Source organism: Megasphaera cerevisiae DSM 20462 (genome assembly GCF_001045675.1).
GTDB classification, from domain to species: Bacteria; Bacillota; Negativicutes; order Veillonellales; family Megasphaeraceae; genus Megasphaera; species Megasphaera cerevisiae.
Genome location: NZ_LEKT01000011.1, coordinates 1 through 15,060 on the forward strand (window position 1 = coordinate 1; position 15,060 = coordinate 15,060).

At 44.8% G+C, this 15,060-nt stretch carries 17 protein-coding genes; 1 reads left to right on the plus strand and 16 read right to left on the minus strand.

Annotated elements, in window-relative coordinates; all coding sequences use genetic code 11:
- Positions 1-448 precede the first annotated feature (448 nt).
- Positions 449-1,264 (plus strand): 4Fe-4S binding protein, encoded by an 816-nt coding sequence (locus AB840_RS04850; RefSeq protein ID WP_048513714.1) that lies wholly within the window; start codon positions 449-451, stop codon positions 1,262-1,264.
- A gap of 55 nt (positions 1,265-1,319) precedes the next feature.
- On the opposite strand, the gene AB840_RS04855 is transcribed toward AB840_RS04850, so the two are convergent.
- The 16 genes from AB840_RS04855 to lptB all read right to left on the minus strand — a co-directional run bounded on the left by AB840_RS04855 (position 1,320) and on the right by lptB (position 15,058).
- A complete protein-coding gene (locus tag AB840_RS04855) occupies positions 1,320-2,387 on the minus strand; it encodes an elongator complex protein 3 (protein WP_048513715.1) in 1,068 nt (355 codons plus the stop codon).
- A 41-nt stretch (positions 2,388-2,428) separates the two neighbouring features.
- On the minus strand, positions 2,429-3,139 hold the full coding sequence (gene rnc, locus AB840_RS04860) for a ribonuclease III (RefSeq protein WP_048513716.1): 711 nt from the start codon (positions 3,137-3,139) through the stop codon (positions 2,429-2,431).
- Between the two features lie 17 nt (positions 3,140-3,156).
- Entirely contained in the window at positions 3,157-4,410 is a 1,254-nt protein-coding gene (gene fabF / locus AB840_RS04865) for a beta-ketoacyl-ACP synthase II (RefSeq protein WP_048513717.1), read from the minus strand.
- A gap of 23 nt (positions 4,411-4,433) precedes the next feature.
- Positions 4,434-5,402 (minus strand): NAD(P)H-dependent flavin oxidoreductase, encoded by a 969-nt coding sequence (locus AB840_RS04870; protein WP_171969706.1) that lies wholly within the window; start codon positions 5,400-5,402, stop codon positions 4,434-4,436.
- Positions 5,403-5,474: 72 nt separating this feature from the next.
- Positions 5,475-5,720 carry an acyl carrier protein gene (locus tag AB840_RS04875; RefSeq protein ID WP_048513719.1) on the minus strand — a complete coding sequence of 82 codons (246 nt, stop codon included), beginning with the start codon at positions 5,718-5,720 and terminating at the stop codon, positions 5,475-5,477.
- 39 nt (positions 5,721-5,759) lie between these two features.
- Positions 5,760-6,503: a 3-oxoacyl-[acyl-carrier-protein] reductase gene (gene fabG / locus AB840_RS04880; protein WP_048513720.1), complete on the minus strand. Its 744-nt coding sequence runs from the start codon at positions 6,501-6,503 to the stop codon at positions 5,760-5,762.
- 1 nt (position 6,504) lies between these two features.
- Positions 6,505-7,446, minus strand: a complete 942-nt coding sequence (gene fabD / locus AB840_RS04885; RefSeq protein WP_048513721.1) for an ACP S-malonyltransferase — start codon at positions 7,444-7,446, stop codon at positions 6,505-6,507.
- 24 nt (positions 7,447-7,470) lie between these two features.
- Positions 7,471-8,466 carry a beta-ketoacyl-ACP synthase III gene (locus AB840_RS04890; protein WP_048513722.1) on the minus strand — a complete coding sequence of 332 codons (996 nt, stop codon included), beginning with the start codon at positions 8,464-8,466 and terminating at the stop codon, positions 7,471-7,473.
- Positions 8,450-9,475 carry a phosphate acyltransferase PlsX gene (gene plsX, locus AB840_RS04895; protein WP_048513723.1) on the minus strand — a complete coding sequence of 342 codons (1,026 nt, stop codon included), beginning with the start codon at positions 9,473-9,475 and terminating at the stop codon, positions 8,450-8,452. Before plsX ends, AB840_RS04890 begins: the two co-directional genes overlap by 17 nt.
- A 13-nt stretch (positions 9,476-9,488) precedes the next feature.
- Complete coding sequence (gene fapR, locus AB840_RS04900; protein ID WP_048513724.1) at positions 9,489-10,031, minus strand: transcription factor FapR; 543 nt, start codon at positions 10,029-10,031, stop codon at positions 9,489-9,491.
- A 150-nt stretch (positions 10,032-10,181) separates the two neighbouring features.
- Positions 10,182-10,412, minus strand: coding sequence for a YdbC family protein (locus tag AB840_RS04905; RefSeq protein WP_048513725.1), 231 nt, complete (start codon positions 10,410-10,412; stop codon positions 10,182-10,184).
- Positions 10,413-10,517: 105 nt separating this feature from the next.
- Complete coding sequence (locus tag AB840_RS04910; protein WP_048513726.1) at positions 10,518-11,357, minus strand: YitT family protein; 840 nt, start codon at positions 11,355-11,357, stop codon at positions 10,518-10,520.
- Positions 11,354-11,770: a RuvC family protein gene (locus tag AB840_RS04915; RefSeq protein ID WP_048513727.1), complete on the minus strand. Its 417-nt coding sequence runs from the start codon at positions 11,768-11,770 to the stop codon at positions 11,354-11,356. Before AB840_RS04915 ends, AB840_RS04910 begins: the two co-directional genes overlap by 4 nt.
- A 16-nt stretch (positions 11,771-11,786) precedes the next feature.
- Entirely contained in the window at positions 11,787-13,067 is a 1,281-nt protein-coding gene (locus AB840_RS04920; RefSeq protein WP_048513728.1) for a DUF3084 domain-containing protein, read from the minus strand.
- A 165-nt stretch (positions 13,068-13,232) separates the two neighbouring features.
- Positions 13,233-14,321 carry an LptF/LptG family permease gene (locus tag AB840_RS04925; RefSeq protein WP_048513729.1) on the minus strand — a complete coding sequence of 363 codons (1,089 nt, stop codon included), beginning with the start codon at positions 14,319-14,321 and terminating at the stop codon, positions 13,233-13,235.
- 17 nt (positions 14,322-14,338) lie between these two features.
- Positions 14,339-15,058: an LPS export ABC transporter ATP-binding protein gene (lptB, locus tag AB840_RS04930; protein ID WP_048513730.1), complete on the minus strand. Its 720-nt coding sequence runs from the start codon at positions 15,056-15,058 to the stop codon at positions 14,339-14,341.
- Positions 15,059-15,060 lie beyond the last annotated feature (2 nt).

Genomic DNA, 15,060 nt, shown 5'->3' on the forward strand with positions numbered 1-15,060 from the left:
ATTCTGTATCCATGATTTCTAACGCACAAACCAGTGCCTCTGTGAAAATCCGCATAAACAGCTGCAATAATTTTGTTTCGCGTATGATCGCGGTATCGGATTCCTTTATTGTTTTGATAATTTCTGCTATAATATATTCCATGAGAAGACCTTCGGTTGTGATATATTTTGCTGGCTAGGCAATATATCTATTATCTAGGTCTTTTCTTTTTTTTGCAATATCTTACCGAGAACTATTTTACACTAAGTGAGTATATATATCCAGTCTGCATGCACGATCCCTCACTATCTCTGCCGGATATCACAGCTTTCGGAGAACTTGTATTGTATTCTATTCCCCTGCCATGATATACTTATACCACATGAATTATATGCATTACATACATATGCATTGTACCATTTTTTTTAATAAAAAACCATGTCTCAAATAATGAAAGGAGTGGCGATCATGAAAAGAATTTCCCGCATTGCCGCCGTATACTTCAGTCCTACAGGAACGACAAAAAAAATCACGGAAACGATCGCAGAAGAATGTTCCCGCCGCATGCAGCTTCCTTGGAAAGCACATAGCTTCACCTTGCCGTCAGAACGTCAGGAAATCCTGCATTTTCCCTCCAACGTACTGATCATTTTCGGAGTTCCCGTATATGCCGGCCGCGTCCCCAATTTTCTGCTTTCTTACTTAAACCAGTCCGAAGGTGGTGAGGCTTTTGGCATCCCCGTTGTAGTATATGGCAACCGTAACTATGATGACGCTTTAATTGAGCTCCGTGACATAATGGAAATGCATCATATTCATACCATAGCTGGCGGGGCCTTTATTGGCGAGCATTCCTTTTCCTACACGCTGGGTAAAGGCCGTCCCGATAAAGCGGATCTGGTACAGGCTCGCAGCTTAGCCGACAGTGCCGCTTCTTCTCTTCTGACAGAAACCTATGCTACGCCTATACAAGTAAAAGGCAATATTCCATACCGTCCGTATTATATCCCGCAAAAAAAAGACGGTACCCAGAAAAAAATCACCAGCGTGTTTCCTAAAATCAGTTCGGAGTGTACAAATTGCGGGCGCTGCGTTCATCTCTGTCCTATGGGATCTATCGCAGATGACTGTCACAGCTATACCAGCTTTTGCATCAAGTGCGGTGCCTGTGTCAAGGGCTGTCCGGCTGGCGCCCGTTATTACGATGATGAAACCTATTTATACCATAAAAAAGCTTTAGAACAGGAATTTATCCGTCGTGCTGAACCAGAATTATTCATATAATTCCCGGTAATCAACGCTAAAAATCAATCAATATAAAATGATTTTTATAAAATATTCATGTACTGCATTCTATCTTTTTTATCATTCTCATATCGGTATAAATCTCATATCGTCCCTGAGATGCTGTACCAATTTGGATACAGCCCGGCATGACTGTGGAATCCTCCCGCCATTGCAATTGGTTTCCATAACGTCGTCCAGCTCCGATCAAGGTCACATTACGGTAACCACGAACTCGCGACGTGTCCCGCCGGTGATATGAAATCATTATGGGCTCTTTCTCCAGTATATCCAGCAGTGCAAAAAGCTGCTGACCATATCGTCTGGTATCAACCAATTCCCCCATAGCCGGCGCATAGGCTCCGGCCAGAACCTGCGTGCTGTCATCGAGATCCTTCGTCGCCTGCAAGCCCGTACGAATGCATTGTATAGTATGCTCCAGGAAAGCCTGCTTCATATAGGCAGCCCTCTCAACCCCCTCATGAACAGTCAGTGCTTTGTACCTACCTGCCCGATACATATCTGCCAATTCAGTATGATCCAGAACCGCTACCGGATAAATACGTGCCATATCCGGATGAAGACGGCAGACAGCCGTCGTCGTCTGCTTCAGACTGTCCCAATTTTCACCGGGAAGCCCGGGCATAAGCTGATGTCCCACAGTAAAATGATTCGCCCGCAGCAGTGCTGTCGCCTCCAGAACATGCGCCGCTGTATGTCCACGCTTTGCCAGTTCCAAAACCCTGTCGTCCATTGACTGCACCCCGAGCTCTACAATCGTCATGCCAAAAGACCGAAGACGATCCAGTATGGGCTGAGTAATAAAATCAGGCCGTGTAGAACATCGAACAGCTTGAATATGTCCAGTAGCCAGCGCTTCATAGGCTGGCTGCAAAAGTTGTTCCTGCAGAGTCGTTGGAATAGCGGTAAAGCTGCCGCCGTAAAAAGCAACCTCCCAATGGCGGGGTTCCGTTACACCGGCAGTATACGTATCAATACTATGCTGTACATCCGCGGCGTCAGGCACGCCACGGTGTCCCGTTATCTGCCACTGATTGCAAAACACACAGCGGTAAGGACAGCCAATATGCGGAATAAAAATAGGAATTACAGAAGTTTTCATCACCAATACCTCAAAAAAGGATGTGGCAGAGCCACATCCTTTTACATCGCATGTAATCGTTTCAACGCTTCGTGGGCAGCATGCTGTTCCGCATCCTTTTTTGTCTTTCCTGCCCCTTCACCAAGGACTTTTCCATTTACAATAACTTCCATATAAAAGGTTTTATCATGATCTGGCCCATCTTCACGACACAGAGAATATACAATTTGCTGTTCGCCGTCACGCTGAACAAATTCCTGAAACAGTGTTTTATAGTCTTTGCCATAATCGCCGCTTGCTACCAGGGCTAAATATTCCTTCAATTGATGCAGAATAAATTTACGCGCTTCTTCATAAGATGAATCAATATAAATAGCACCCACAACAGCCTCAAATGCATCGGCCATAATACTGGCCCGCAGCCGGCCGCCAGAGGCCACTTCACCCTTGCCCAACAGAATATAGTCGCCCATATGAAAGGCAGCGCACACCGACGCAAGAGGCGTCTCACTGACAACGCTGGCTCTGGCCTTAGAAAGCTCTCCCTCCGGCATATGCGGATACTGGAGAAACAAATATTCACCGACAACCAGATCCAGAATCGCATCACCTAAAAATTCCAAACGTTCATTGTAATAGCCACGATACGCCTTATTTTCATTCGCATAAGACGAATGTGTCAAAGCCTGATCCAGAATCAATAAATTATGAAAAGACGAAATCCCCAGTACGTTGATAAATTGTTCTAACTGTTCTTTTCTTCTTTTATTCATTAACACGTTCATTTTTTTTATTCAGCATATTTTTTAAATAAAAGGGTAGCATTGTGTCCACCAAATCCAAAGGAATTAGAAATTGCCACATCTACATTAGCTTCTACAGATTTACCCGGTACATAATTAAGTCCTATTTCTTTCAATTCATCCTCCGATTCAACAAGATTGATCGTCGGATGGACCTTACTCGTTTCGATCGTCATTGCACAGGCAATCGCCTCTACTGCCCCACCGGCACCAAGGAGATGTCCCGTCATAGATTTGGTCGAGCTGATCAGTAGTGTTGTGGCATGGTCACCAAATACACGGGCGATTGCTTCCGATTCGTTTAAATCGTTCAAATGCGTAGAAGTTCCATGCGCATTGATATAATCTACATCTTCCGGCTTAAGACCAGCATCCTGAATAGCCAGCTGCATGCATTTAGATTGCTGTATGCCATCGGGAGCAGGAGCTGTAATGTGATATGCATCAGCATTGCTTCCGTAGCCGCCAATTTCACAATAAATATGTGCTCCCCGTTTAACCGCATGTTCCAGTTCTTCGAGGACAACAACACCTGAGCCTTCGCCCATGACAAACCCATCGCGGTCTTTATCAAACGGACGGGAAGCATGTTCTGGGTCGTCGTTGCGTGTACTGAGAGCCTTCATGGCCGCAAAACCTGCAAGAGCACCGGGGGAAACCGCCGCTTCCGTTCCGCCGGCAACAGCTGCATCAAGTTCCCCACGCTGAATCATACGATAGGCATCGCCAATAGAATTCGTCCCTGTCGCACAGGCAGTGACAACACTGGCACAATGGCCCAGCAGGCCAAAAACAATAGATACCTGCCCTGCAGCCATATTACCGATCATTTTTGGTACAACAAAAGGATTTACCCGGGAAGGACCTTTAGAGAAAAGTCCCTTATATAAGTTATGAAGCGTTTCCATGCCACCGATACCGGTTCCAATAATGGTCCCAATACGATCCCGATCTTCTTCATCCAAATTCATTTTCGAATCATCTAATGCCAATTTGGTAGCTGCAACCGCATATTGCGTCGAAGGATCCATGTGCCGGGCTTCTTTTTTATCGATACCAAAATCACCGGGATCAAAATTTTTCACTTCCCCAGCAATGCGTGCAGCGTATTCTGTCGCATCAAAATGAGTAATAGGACCAATTCCGTTTTTACCGTTCAGCAATGCATTCCAAAATTCATCTTTGCCGATTCCTACAGGGGAAATCACACCCAAACCTGTAATTACTACACGTTTTTCCAAAGTTTTCACCTCATTATAAAAAATTAAACCGTGAACGAATCGGGAATCTCATCTACTTCACGTTTAAGATATTCAAATATGTCTTTTACAGGCAGAATGTCGTGAATTTCCTGCATTCTCCTGCCGGAAAACACCAGCCCTGTTTCGACGTCCCCTTGCTGTGCCCGGGTCAATGCCCGGATAATACAGTATTTATGACTGCATTTTTTCAGACACTGATCACAGTGATCCGGCTTCGGGGCTTTCCCCAAAAGAATACGTTCAGAGAAAGGCGTACGGATAGCCTGTCCGGGAAGACCTACCGGGCTATGTATCAGGATAAAATCTTCCGGCTTGTTGGCCCGTAAATAAACCTTTTTTAATTCATCTGCACCGTTAGATTCAACACTGGCAGCAAAACGGCTTCCCATTTGCACGCCATCAGCACCGAGACGAAGCATTTCTGCAATATCCTTACCATGTAAGATGCCACCAGCACCAATAACAGGAAGATTTACAGCAGATCTTACTTCCGGCACAATAAGCCGGCTCGAACGATTGGTTCCCAGATGCCCGCCTGCTTCTGCCCCTTCTACAATAATAGCAGAAGCACCCAGGGTTTGGGATATTTTAGCTAGCTTGGCAGAGGATACAATAGGCACAATAGGCGTGCCGCTTTCTTTCCCCCAGGCAAACATATCACGGGAAAAGCCTGCACCTGCCACGACTAGATCAATTCCTTCTTCAATTGCAGTGATCACAATTCCCTTAAATTCACGGGCTGCAACCATAACATTTATACCAATAATACCGCTTGGAGATAATTTTCTTGCCAAACGGATCTCATATCTCAATTCATCAAAGGGCATGCCAGATGCCGCAATGAGGCCAATACCGCCTTCATTCGCTACGGCTGCCGCCAACGGGGCTGTGGAGAGTCTGATTGCCATGCCGCCCTGAATGATTGGCACCTTTGCTACAAGCCTACCTATTTTTAATTCTGGCAGCTTCACTCTGTTTTCCTCCATTCAAGACACCATCCGGGGAAACCGCCTCGGTTCCCCCTTCCGGCTCTTATTGCGTACTTACGCTTTTTTTTCCTTTTCAATGTACTCAACCGTATCTTTAACGGTTTTAATTTTTTCTGCCACATCATCAGGGATTTCGATATTGAATTCTTCTTCGAAGGCCATGATCAATTCAACAATATCCAAGGAATCAGCGCCCAAATCATCAATGTAAGCAGCGTCCATTTTGACTTCTTTTTCGTCAACGCCTAACTGTTCAACAACAATGCTCTTCACTTTTTCAAAAGTAGTTTCTTCACTCATTTCCAATTCACCCCCTTTCAATGGGATTACCTGCCTATATTACATTACCATACCGCCGTCTACGTTGAGAACTTGTCCGGTAATATAGCTGGCATTATCCGATGCGAGGAATACCACGGCCTGAGCCACCTCTTCCGGTTTTGCAACACGGCCCATCGGAATCGTTTTTATCATTTCTTCAATAACAGAATCACCCAAAACAGCAGTCATATCGGTATCAATACAGCCTGGTGCCACCGCATTGGCACGAATGCCGCGAGATGCCAGTTCTTTAGCAACTGATTTAGTAAATCCAAGAATTCCGGCTTTTGCAGCCGCATAATTAACCTGCCCGGCGTTGCCGGTAAGACCAACAACCGAAGTGATATTAACAATAGCGCCACTGCGCTGCTTCATCATGATCTTGGAAACAGCCTTGGTACAGTGAAATGCACCTGTCAGGTTTATATCCAAAACAGCCTGCCAGTCTGATTCCTTCATGCGCATCAGCAGTCCGTCACGCGTAATGCCAGCATTATTCACCAGAATATCCACGGAACCCAATTGCTCCTTCACTGACTTTACCATATCCGCAACAGCCACATCATCCGCAACATTACATTGGAAAAGAATACCGTGTCCGCCCTTTTCTTCTATCATTTGCAGAGTTTCTTCTGCCGCCGCCGTATTACCGGCATACACGACAGCTACGGCTGCGCCCTGCTGTGCCAGAGAAATCGCAATGGCACGGCCAATCCCACGTGAACCACCCGTTACAATCGCGTTTTTTCCTGTTAAAAGCATTTTATCGAACCCCCTGGAAAAATTCAAGTGTTTTCTGTAAGGAAGAAATATCTTCCACATTTTCGCTGTGGATTTTCCTGTCAATCTTACGATTAAACCCGCAAAGAGTTTTACCCGGCCCTACTTCAATAAACGTTTCAGCACCAAAATCAACCATTGTTTTCGTACATTCAATCCAACGAACCGGACTGGCCGCCTGTTTGACCAAAGACGCCTTAATATCAGCTGCCGTTGTTTCCACCTTGCCATTCACATTAGCCACTACGGGGATACGGGCATTGGAAATAGAAATCGTATCCAAAACCTCTGACAGCCGTTTCGCCGCCGGTTCCATCAACGTGCTGTGAAACGGTGCACTGACCTGAAGAAGAACAGCTCTTTTAGCCCCAGCTTCTTTCATTGCCGCAGCGGCGGCTTCCACAGCCTTTGTACTGCCGGCAATAACAGTTTGTCCGGGGCAGTTAAAATTAACAGCCTGAACAACTCCGCCATCAGAACAAATTTGTCCGCAGATTTCCTGAATTTTATCTTCGTCCAATCCCAAAATAGCCGCCATACCGCCTTCTCCGAGAGGAACGGCATCCTGCATAAACTGTCCGCGCAGACGTACCGTTCGCACTGCGTCCGCAAAAGTAAGTGCCCCGGCAGCCACGAGTGCGGAATATTCCCCAAGACTATGCCCTGCGGCAATATCCGGCGTAATTCCTTCCTGCGCCAATATGCGGCAGCAGGCAGTGCTTGCTGTCAAAATAGCCGGCTGGGTATTATACGTTTTCATTAATTCTTCATCGGGTCCTTCAAAGCACAGCTTGGTCAGGGAAAAATCCAATGCGTCATCGGCTTCTTCAAAAAGATGCCGCACAACTGGATATGCTTCATACAAGTCTTTGACCATTCCTGTTTTCTGTGCGCCCTGACCGGGAAAAATAAATGCTTTCTTCATTGTTATATCACCTCATCGCTCTATTTAATACCACTTCATAACCAGACCAGCCCACGTAAGACCAGCGCCAAATCCTGCCAGAACGATAATATCTCCCTTTTTCATGCAGCCCTGATGATTAGCTTCATCAAGAGCAATCGGAATAGATGCCCCAGAGGTATTGGCATATTTATCAATATTTACAAAAACTTTTTCCATTGGCAGGTGAAGCCGTTTAGCAGCCGATTGAATAATGCGGATATTCGCCTGATGAGGAACCAGCAAATCAATATCCTCATGCGTAAGGCCAGCCCGCTCCAACGCCTTTTCAGCCGTTCGCCCCATCACCCTGACAGCAAATTTATATACTTCCTTGCCGTCCATCTTGATATATGTCAAATGTTTCGCCCGCGCTTCGTCTGTCGGCAGAATCGCCACCCCACTCGAAGGGATATGCAGATACTTGCCGCCATTGCCGTCTGCACCCATATCAGCACCCAAAATACCATACCCCTGTTCTACGGGACCCAGCACGGCAGCACCAGCTCCATCACCAAATAATACACACGTATTCCGGTCCGTAAAGTCCATAAACCGGCTTAATATTTCCGCACCGATAACGAGAACTCGCTTACACATACCGCTTTCGATATATTGAGAAGCCGTGATTGCTCCATACACAAAGCCGGAACATGCTGCATATAAGTCAAACACAGCAGCGTGAACAGCTCCCAGATTTTTTTGAACAATACAAGCTGTCGAGGGTATTGTTGTATCCGGTGTCAGCGTGCATACGATAATCATATCTACTTCTTCCGGTTTAGTATGCGCCATTTCCAGAGCCTGCCTGGCGGCAATCGTACACATATCCGACGTATTGATGCCGTCTGGAGCGATATGCCGTTCCCGTATGCCCGTACGCGACTGAATCCACTCGTCAGACGTTTCAACCATTTTTTCCAGATCGGCGTTCGTCACGATTTTATCAGGAACATAGTGTCCGGTTCCCAATATCCCTGCCGGATTAGCTTTCACTATCATACTGTTCTACCTCTTCTTCCTCAATACTTTTGCGAATATGGCCTACTACGTCCTGCTGTACCAGCTCACCGGCAACGCGAATCGCATTTTTTATCGCCTTAGCCTTAGAACTGCCATGACAAATGATAAAGCTTCCATCAACTCCCAATAAAGGAGCTCCTCCATATTCGGTAAAATCCAATCGCTTTTTCAGTGATTTCAAAGCCGGGTAGATTGCCAACGCACCTAACTTTGCAATAAATCCGCTTTGTTTGATCGTATCTTTTACCAGCCTGATGATAAACATAGCCATGCCTTCACCAAACTTTAGTATCACATTGCCAACAAAACCGTCACAAACGACAACGTCAACAGTTCCCTGCGGTATATCCCGACCTTCCACATTGCCATAAAAAGAAATCGTTTTTAATTTTTCCAGCAGCGGATAGGTCGCCTGGGATAACTCATTACCTTTAGACGCTTCTTCACCGATATTCAGCAGCCCTACTGTCGGTTTCTCTATACCAAGAATATACTTGGCATAATGAAACCCCATAATAGCACCTTCCACCAGATGCTGCGGTTTGCTATTAGAATTAGCACCTGAATCCAGCAGTACCGTAATCCCCTTTTTAGAAGGAATCGGCGTCGCAATACAGGGGCGTTCAATTCCCTTAATCCTGCCCAGCCCCAGTAAGGCCGCAGTTACTGCCGCACCCGTACTGCCAGGAGCTACAACGGCGTCACAGCAGCCTTCCTTAACCAGCCGGGTTGCCACGACAATAGAGGCATCCCTCTTTTTACGAATAGCCTGCGCCGGGTGCTCTCCCATTTCGATAACCTGACTGGCGTGCACGACAGTCAATCGTGTATTCTCCTGCGCACCATATTTTCTCAAAACTTCCTGTATTCTTTTTTCATCACCTACCAAGGCGACATCTAAATTATATGTTTCAGCGGCCTCAATAGCACCGATTACGACTTCTTCCGGTGCATAATCGCCGCCCATAGCATCTACAGCTATTTTCATTTATTACGCTCCATTATTCCAAAGATTCTATCATAAATTTAGCACGAAAAACTTCTTTCGCGTTTTTTCGTATTTTCACCCATACATAATATTTCTGATCCCGCCGGCGTATAACCTCCGCCTTAGCGATAAGCTTATCACCAATCGTAACCGGCTGTTTATATTTAATATTGGCCACCGCCGTAATACATACAGGCAGGTTGAGCACCGCCCGAGTCAGAGAATTTGCCTGGGCATATAAGCATTGGGAGCGCACAATATGTGCTTCATCTGCCATGTCCTCAGTCGCTGTCATAATAGAGATGGCACTTTTGCCAATTATACAGTCAACTAATTCACCTACAAGGTCTGCATTACGGAGTCTGGGCTGTGCTGCTTCTGCTTTCTGCTTAATACGGATACGCATTTCGGGAATTCCCAAAGCCATCCGATCCAGCCGTACCGTTGCAACACTCACGGAAAACTCTTCAGCCAATTCTTCATCATTGATAAAAGGATTTTCTTCTATTCGTTTTCTCAATAAGGTATGTCGTTTATCTCTTGCTATACGAACCATTTCATCACCTTTAAAATTATGACCAAGTACTAACAGTACATACAACTAGAGATTATATAATGTTTCGTAAAGTTTTGCAAGCACATGGAAAAAGTATGCTTTCTTTCCATTCGTCATTGAACTTTTGAAAGCATACTTTTTCATCACTCCTTAATATTTATCGAAATCCAATTCATTCAACACATCGCGCAGCTTCATTACTTCTTCCTTCGTCATCGTAATCCCCTTGGTCATAGCCTGATAATCGGGATCCCATGAACGAAGATCAAATTTCGGAGCTCTGTTGTTCCAGCTGATAAAGGTCAATTCCTTGCGCCAGCCGTCTTTATTTTCCGATAGCGTGCCACATACATCCTCAATATTAAAATTTAACTGTGCCATTGTATGCCTCCTGCAAGACTGTAAATCAAGTCTCAATGTACCCAATAATTTAAACAAACATTATTTTATTATAATAGCAAATATATCAATTATGTCAATCATTAATTATCCATGCTGGAATTTCCGTCTGAATAATCCGCCATGAGCTTCATTAATATCAAAAATAGAAATAAATGCCTGTGGGTCAACGCTCCGAACCGCATTTTTCACCTTTGTGATTTCCAAGCGGGAAACAACGCAGTACAAGACCATTGTTTTTTCATGCTTATATGCCCCTTCACCGTTTAGCAGAGTAACTGCCCGACCCATTTGATGGGTAATGCAGTGTACCACCTCATCATGGCGAGATGTGACAATCAATATTCCTTTCATTTCATCCAGCCCGTTCGTTACCACATCAATCATTTTATATGCAATAAAATATGCAACTAATGAATACATAGCACTATCCCAATTGAACACAAAGCCGGAACAGCCTAAAATAAAAAGATTGAAAAACATGATAATTTCTCCAACGGAAAAAGGAGTTTTCTTATCTGCTATGATAGCAAGTATTTCTGTGCCATCCAGTGACCCGCCCCAGCGAATGATCAGCCCAACACCTAACCCGATGATAATCCCACCATAAATAGTTGATAAAAAAGGATCTGATGTAACAGGCCGGTAATGAATAAAGTTGCTCCAAACTGCCAAACATAAAACAGAAAACAAGGACGACAACGTAAATAATGCTCCTATTTTTTTGTATCCGAAAATAAAAAAGGGGATATTGAAAATAACCACAAATATACTGAAGCTAATGCCCGTCACCTGCGCAGCCATAAGAGAAATACCAACAACTCCGCCGTCAATAACGTGATTGGGCACTAAAAACACATCCAGACCGATCGTATATATCAAAGCCCCCACTGCTAATCCGAAGGCTCTCAGTACATATGAAATCATAAATTTCCTCCCTGTTGACGGATATACCGAAGTCCGATAATCCAAGCGACAAAATCGTCTACTGGTTCCGGCGGATATTGCAGAGACAACGGCACAAAACGGCGCCACCCATGCCGGGGTGTGTATTTAAAATACAGCCTTCGCCCTTCTACAGTCGTAAATTTTTCATCGACAAGACTAAAAGCAATCGGCTCCATCCTGCCGGCAATCCATTGTTCCACGACGGGACGAAGATGCCTGTGATTCGTCCCGTTGCCCATTACGATTCGGGAAAAAGGTAACGCAGTATAGGTCTCTGCCAAGCACTCTGTCAGCGATTCTGTCGGTATAATTTTTTTTGTAATCAAATCCCCGGCATCGCGAAGGACGGCTATCCCCGTCTTTTCTGATCCCGGATCTATAGAAAAAATCATGATGACGCTCTCCCAGCTAATATACAGATTCCACAGCTATATCAATATTAAGAGGTCCTTCTGTATATATATCATTCGTAGTAACTGCTTTCAACACAATATCAGAACCGCTGTGTGTTTTGATTTTAGAAATAGTATCAAACATTTCCGTAGCCGTCAGCGCACCTACATTCCCAGTCAGCGGGTCTGGAAGCAATCCTTGTTTTTGTGCCTGCTGGTTCACTTCATGCAAAAAACGCATAACCTGCAGCTCCGCGCTATTGGAAATGTCGGTATTTTTTAATGTGACAGTATATACAGTATCTCCCTTATGGTATACCAGGTTATTATCATATATTTCCACATGAACCAATGCCGGTTCTCCTACCATAATGTTACCAGCTGCAATCACACGGATAAGTTTTTTAGACGAGTCAGATTTTTGAAGGCGGCTTACCGTGGCATTAAACTCATCTGGAGAAATATATAGAAGCACCGTTTTTTCATCCTGAATCCCCAGATACCGGCAAATCATAGTATTGGTTTGACTCATGGCACGGCTCAATTCTTCCCTCGTATGGCTTTCATCCAGACCACCATTCAAAACAAAACTGGATAATACTTCCCCGACACGAAACATAACCGTTCCTTCACGGATATTCGTCATCGTTTCATTAAGGAAACGAATACGCTTATCCAAGGAGCCAATCGTATCCATCATATCCTTTTTCGTTTTTTCCAGCATGGCCAGATCCTGCTGCGCAGCATCTCGATCAGCAACGGCCACCTTTTTATCGGCTTCCGCTTTTTCCTTATCAGTTTTAGCTTCATCCAGGGCAACCTGAACGACAGAAAGCTGACGGGTTTTATCATCACGGGCAGCCTGCGCCGATTGAAGATCCATCTGTGTAAGGCGTATTTCTTCATTTTTACCATCCAGTTGCTCCTGCTGCCGTTTCAGCAGTTCTTCATTAGAAGCAATAAGCCGGTTTTTTTCATCTAATTCGTCCCCCAAATCATGGGCCTGCATAAGAAGCTTATCCCGCTGGGTTTCAAGTTCTGCCTTTTGCATTTGCAGCTGATGCATGCCAAACAAGGCGATGCGTACATTTTTCGACAATACGGACATCACACCAAGCGTCACGGCAGCAATACATATCCCCGTCAGAATCGTAATCAAGATAGATGAATATTTAGGCCGCAGACCGAATAATTTTATTTTACGCCTCCCGACCTGGGAACCGATTTTATCTCCAAGATATGCAATAATACCGCCCATAACGGCCAGTATAAACAGCATTACCCATCCGTATTCCATAACGCACCTCCTTATCCCATACATTATTATAATATAACATTATATAGGTTCTGTCATTCTTTATTTGACAGATTTATACTCTTTCATTCATAAACAGGAGGTTAAAAAAAACAGCCGGCAATTCCGTATCGCAAAAAAATTAAAAACGGAACTGTCAGCCCTATGTTATTTAGACTTGCGGTACACCAGTACAATCCCGGCAATGCCACAGATAATATCCGGCAAAAAAGCTGCCAGATACGGAGGAATTCTTCCCCCGTTTCCAAGAGCATTCCCCAAGGTCATGATGGAATAATAAATAAAAATAACAACAACACTAATACCAAACCCGATGGAAGAACTGCCACGCTGCTTCTGCATCCCCAGTGGCGCACCGACCATAGCGCAAACAAGACTGGCCAAAGGCAGTGCAAACCGATTATACATTTCCACCTTCATCTTATTTGTATCAACAGCATTTTCATCCAATAACTTGATTTGCTGCCGCAGCTCACGGATCGTCAGTTCATCCGGCTTTTTTTGAGAAGTATTGATTTTTCCCGGTTGTTGTGTAATGGGCAGCGCCTGATTTGCAAATTTCATCGTTCTTTTAACGCCTTCACCGCCTGAAACATCATAAATGATGCCTTCGTGCATTACCCATTTAGTCCCGTTCCAATCGGCTCTGTCTGCCTTCTCTACACGCATAAGAACATCATTTTCAAATTCCTGCACCGTAATATCCCGCAGTTCCCTTGTCTCTGCATCATATTGCCGGGCATACATAAGGCTTGAGATATCCGACCCCTTTATATTTTTAATAATAATATGATCCTGTGTCGATGGCGCTATATTATGCTTGATTTCTTCATTAATAACTGTATTGTACGCATTATTAGCCTTGGGAACCACAAATTCATTAAAAGCCGTCGTCCCCAGAGATATTACAAATGCCGCTACAAATATCGGCATGGAAAGACGAATGAAATTCTGTCCGCCCGAACGCATGACAATCATCTCGCTGGAACTTGACATACGGCCAAAGGCCATCAAAGCGCCAAGCAGTACAGACATGGGAAACGTCATGACGATGATCGACGGCATCGCCAGAACCAACACGCGAAAGGCCGCCCAGGCTGATGCCCCGTACTGATTAATGAGATTGGCAATACGGTATAGTGTCCCTGTGCCGACAAATACGCTGGTAAATGCGCAAACGCCGAACAAAAAAGGACTAATAAATTCTTTAAGTATATACTTATCTAATATTCGCATTCATGTCTCCCCGACCGTTACATTCTGAATTCTTCACCGAGATAGAATTTTTTAGCAACTGGATTGGTCGCAATCATTTCCGGGCTTCCTTCTAACAGAATTCTTCCCTCACTCAGAATATATGCTTTATCTACGATACTCAGCGTTTCGCGGACATTATGATCCGTGATGAGCACGCCCATGCCTCGTTTTTTTAAATGACTGATAATACCTTGAATATCGCTGACTGCTAACGGATCAATCCCGGCAAAAGGTTCATCCAATAAAATAAAAGCCGGATCCATCACAAGACATCGCGCGATTTCAACACGACGCCGTTCACCGCCGGAAAGTTGGATGCCCAACCGATCCCGCAGCTTTATGATTGAAAATTCCTCCATCAAGGCCACAGCCTTTTCATGCTGTTGTTTTTTAGTCAGCGCAGTCGTTTCCAGCATAGCCAGCAAGTTGTCTTCCACTGTCAGCTTGCGAAAAATAGATGCTTCCTGCGGCAAATAGCCAATACCATAAGCGGCCCGCTTATGAATGGGAAGACCTGTAATATTTTTACCATCTATCATAATCGTACCGCCATCAGGATGCTCGATACCGACAATCATGTAAAAGGTCGTCGTCTTCCCAGCTCCGTTCGGGCCCAGAAGACCGACGATCTCGCCCTGATCTACATGGATACTGACGCCATCGACAGCATTTCTTTCTTTATAGGTTTTTACAAGGTCTTTTGTCTCAATATACATGC

Bases quoted from the DNA above. Each gene is read 5' to 3' on its own strand.
- rnc (WP_048513716.1), bottom strand. From the start codon at position 3,139: ATGAATAAAAGAAGAAAAGAACAGTTAGAACAATTTATCAACGTACTG.
- fabG (WP_048513720.1), bottom strand. From the start codon at position 6,503: ATGCTTTTAACAGGAAAAAACGCGATTGTAACGGGTGGTTCACGTGGG.
- AB840_RS04890 (WP_048513722.1), bottom strand. From the start codon at position 8,466: ATGATAGTGAAAGCTAATCCGGCAGGGATATTGGGAACCGGACACTAT.
- AB840_RS04910 (WP_048513726.1), bottom strand. From the start codon at position 11,357: ATGATTTCATATGTACTGAGAGCCTTCGGATTAGCAGTGGGGGCTTTG.
- fapR (WP_048513724.1), bottom strand. From the start codon at position 10,031: ATGGTTCGTATAGCAAGAGATAAACGACATACCTTATTGAGAAAACGA.
- AB840_RS04925 (WP_048513729.1), bottom strand. From the start codon at position 14,321: ATGCGAATATTAGATAAGTATATACTTAAAGAATTTATTAGTCCTTTT.
- plsX (WP_048513723.1), bottom strand. From the start codon at position 9,475: ATGAAAATAGCTGTAGATGCTATGGGCGGCGATTATGCACCGGAAGAA.
- AB840_RS04850 (WP_048513714.1), top strand. From the start codon at position 449: ATGAAAAGAATTTCCCGCATTGCCGCCGTATACTTCAGTCCTACAGGA.
- AB840_RS04875 (WP_048513719.1), bottom strand. From the start codon at position 5,720: ATGAGTGAAGAAACTACTTTTGAAAAAGTGAAGAGCATTGTTGTTGAA.
- AB840_RS04915 (WP_048513727.1), bottom strand. From the start codon at position 11,770: ATGATTTTTTCTATAGATCCGGGATCAGAAAAGACGGGGATAGCCGTC.
- AB840_RS04905 (WP_048513725.1), bottom strand. From the start codon at position 10,412: ATGGCACAGTTAAATTTTAATATTGAGGATGTATGTGGCACGCTATCG.
- AB840_RS04855 (WP_048513715.1), bottom strand. From the start codon at position 2,387: ATGAAAACTTCTGTAATTCCTATTTTTATTCCGCATATTGGCTGTCCT.
- fabD (WP_048513721.1), bottom strand. From the start codon at position 7,446: ATGAAGAAAGCATTTATTTTTCCCGGTCAGGGCGCACAGAAAACAGGA.
- lptB (WP_048513730.1), bottom strand. From the start codon at position 15,058: ATGTATATTGAGACAAAAGACCTTGTAAAAACCTATAAAGAAAGAAAT.
- AB840_RS04920 (WP_048513728.1), bottom strand. From the start codon at position 13,067: ATGGAATACGGATGGGTAATGCTGTTTATACTGGCCGTTATGGGCGGT.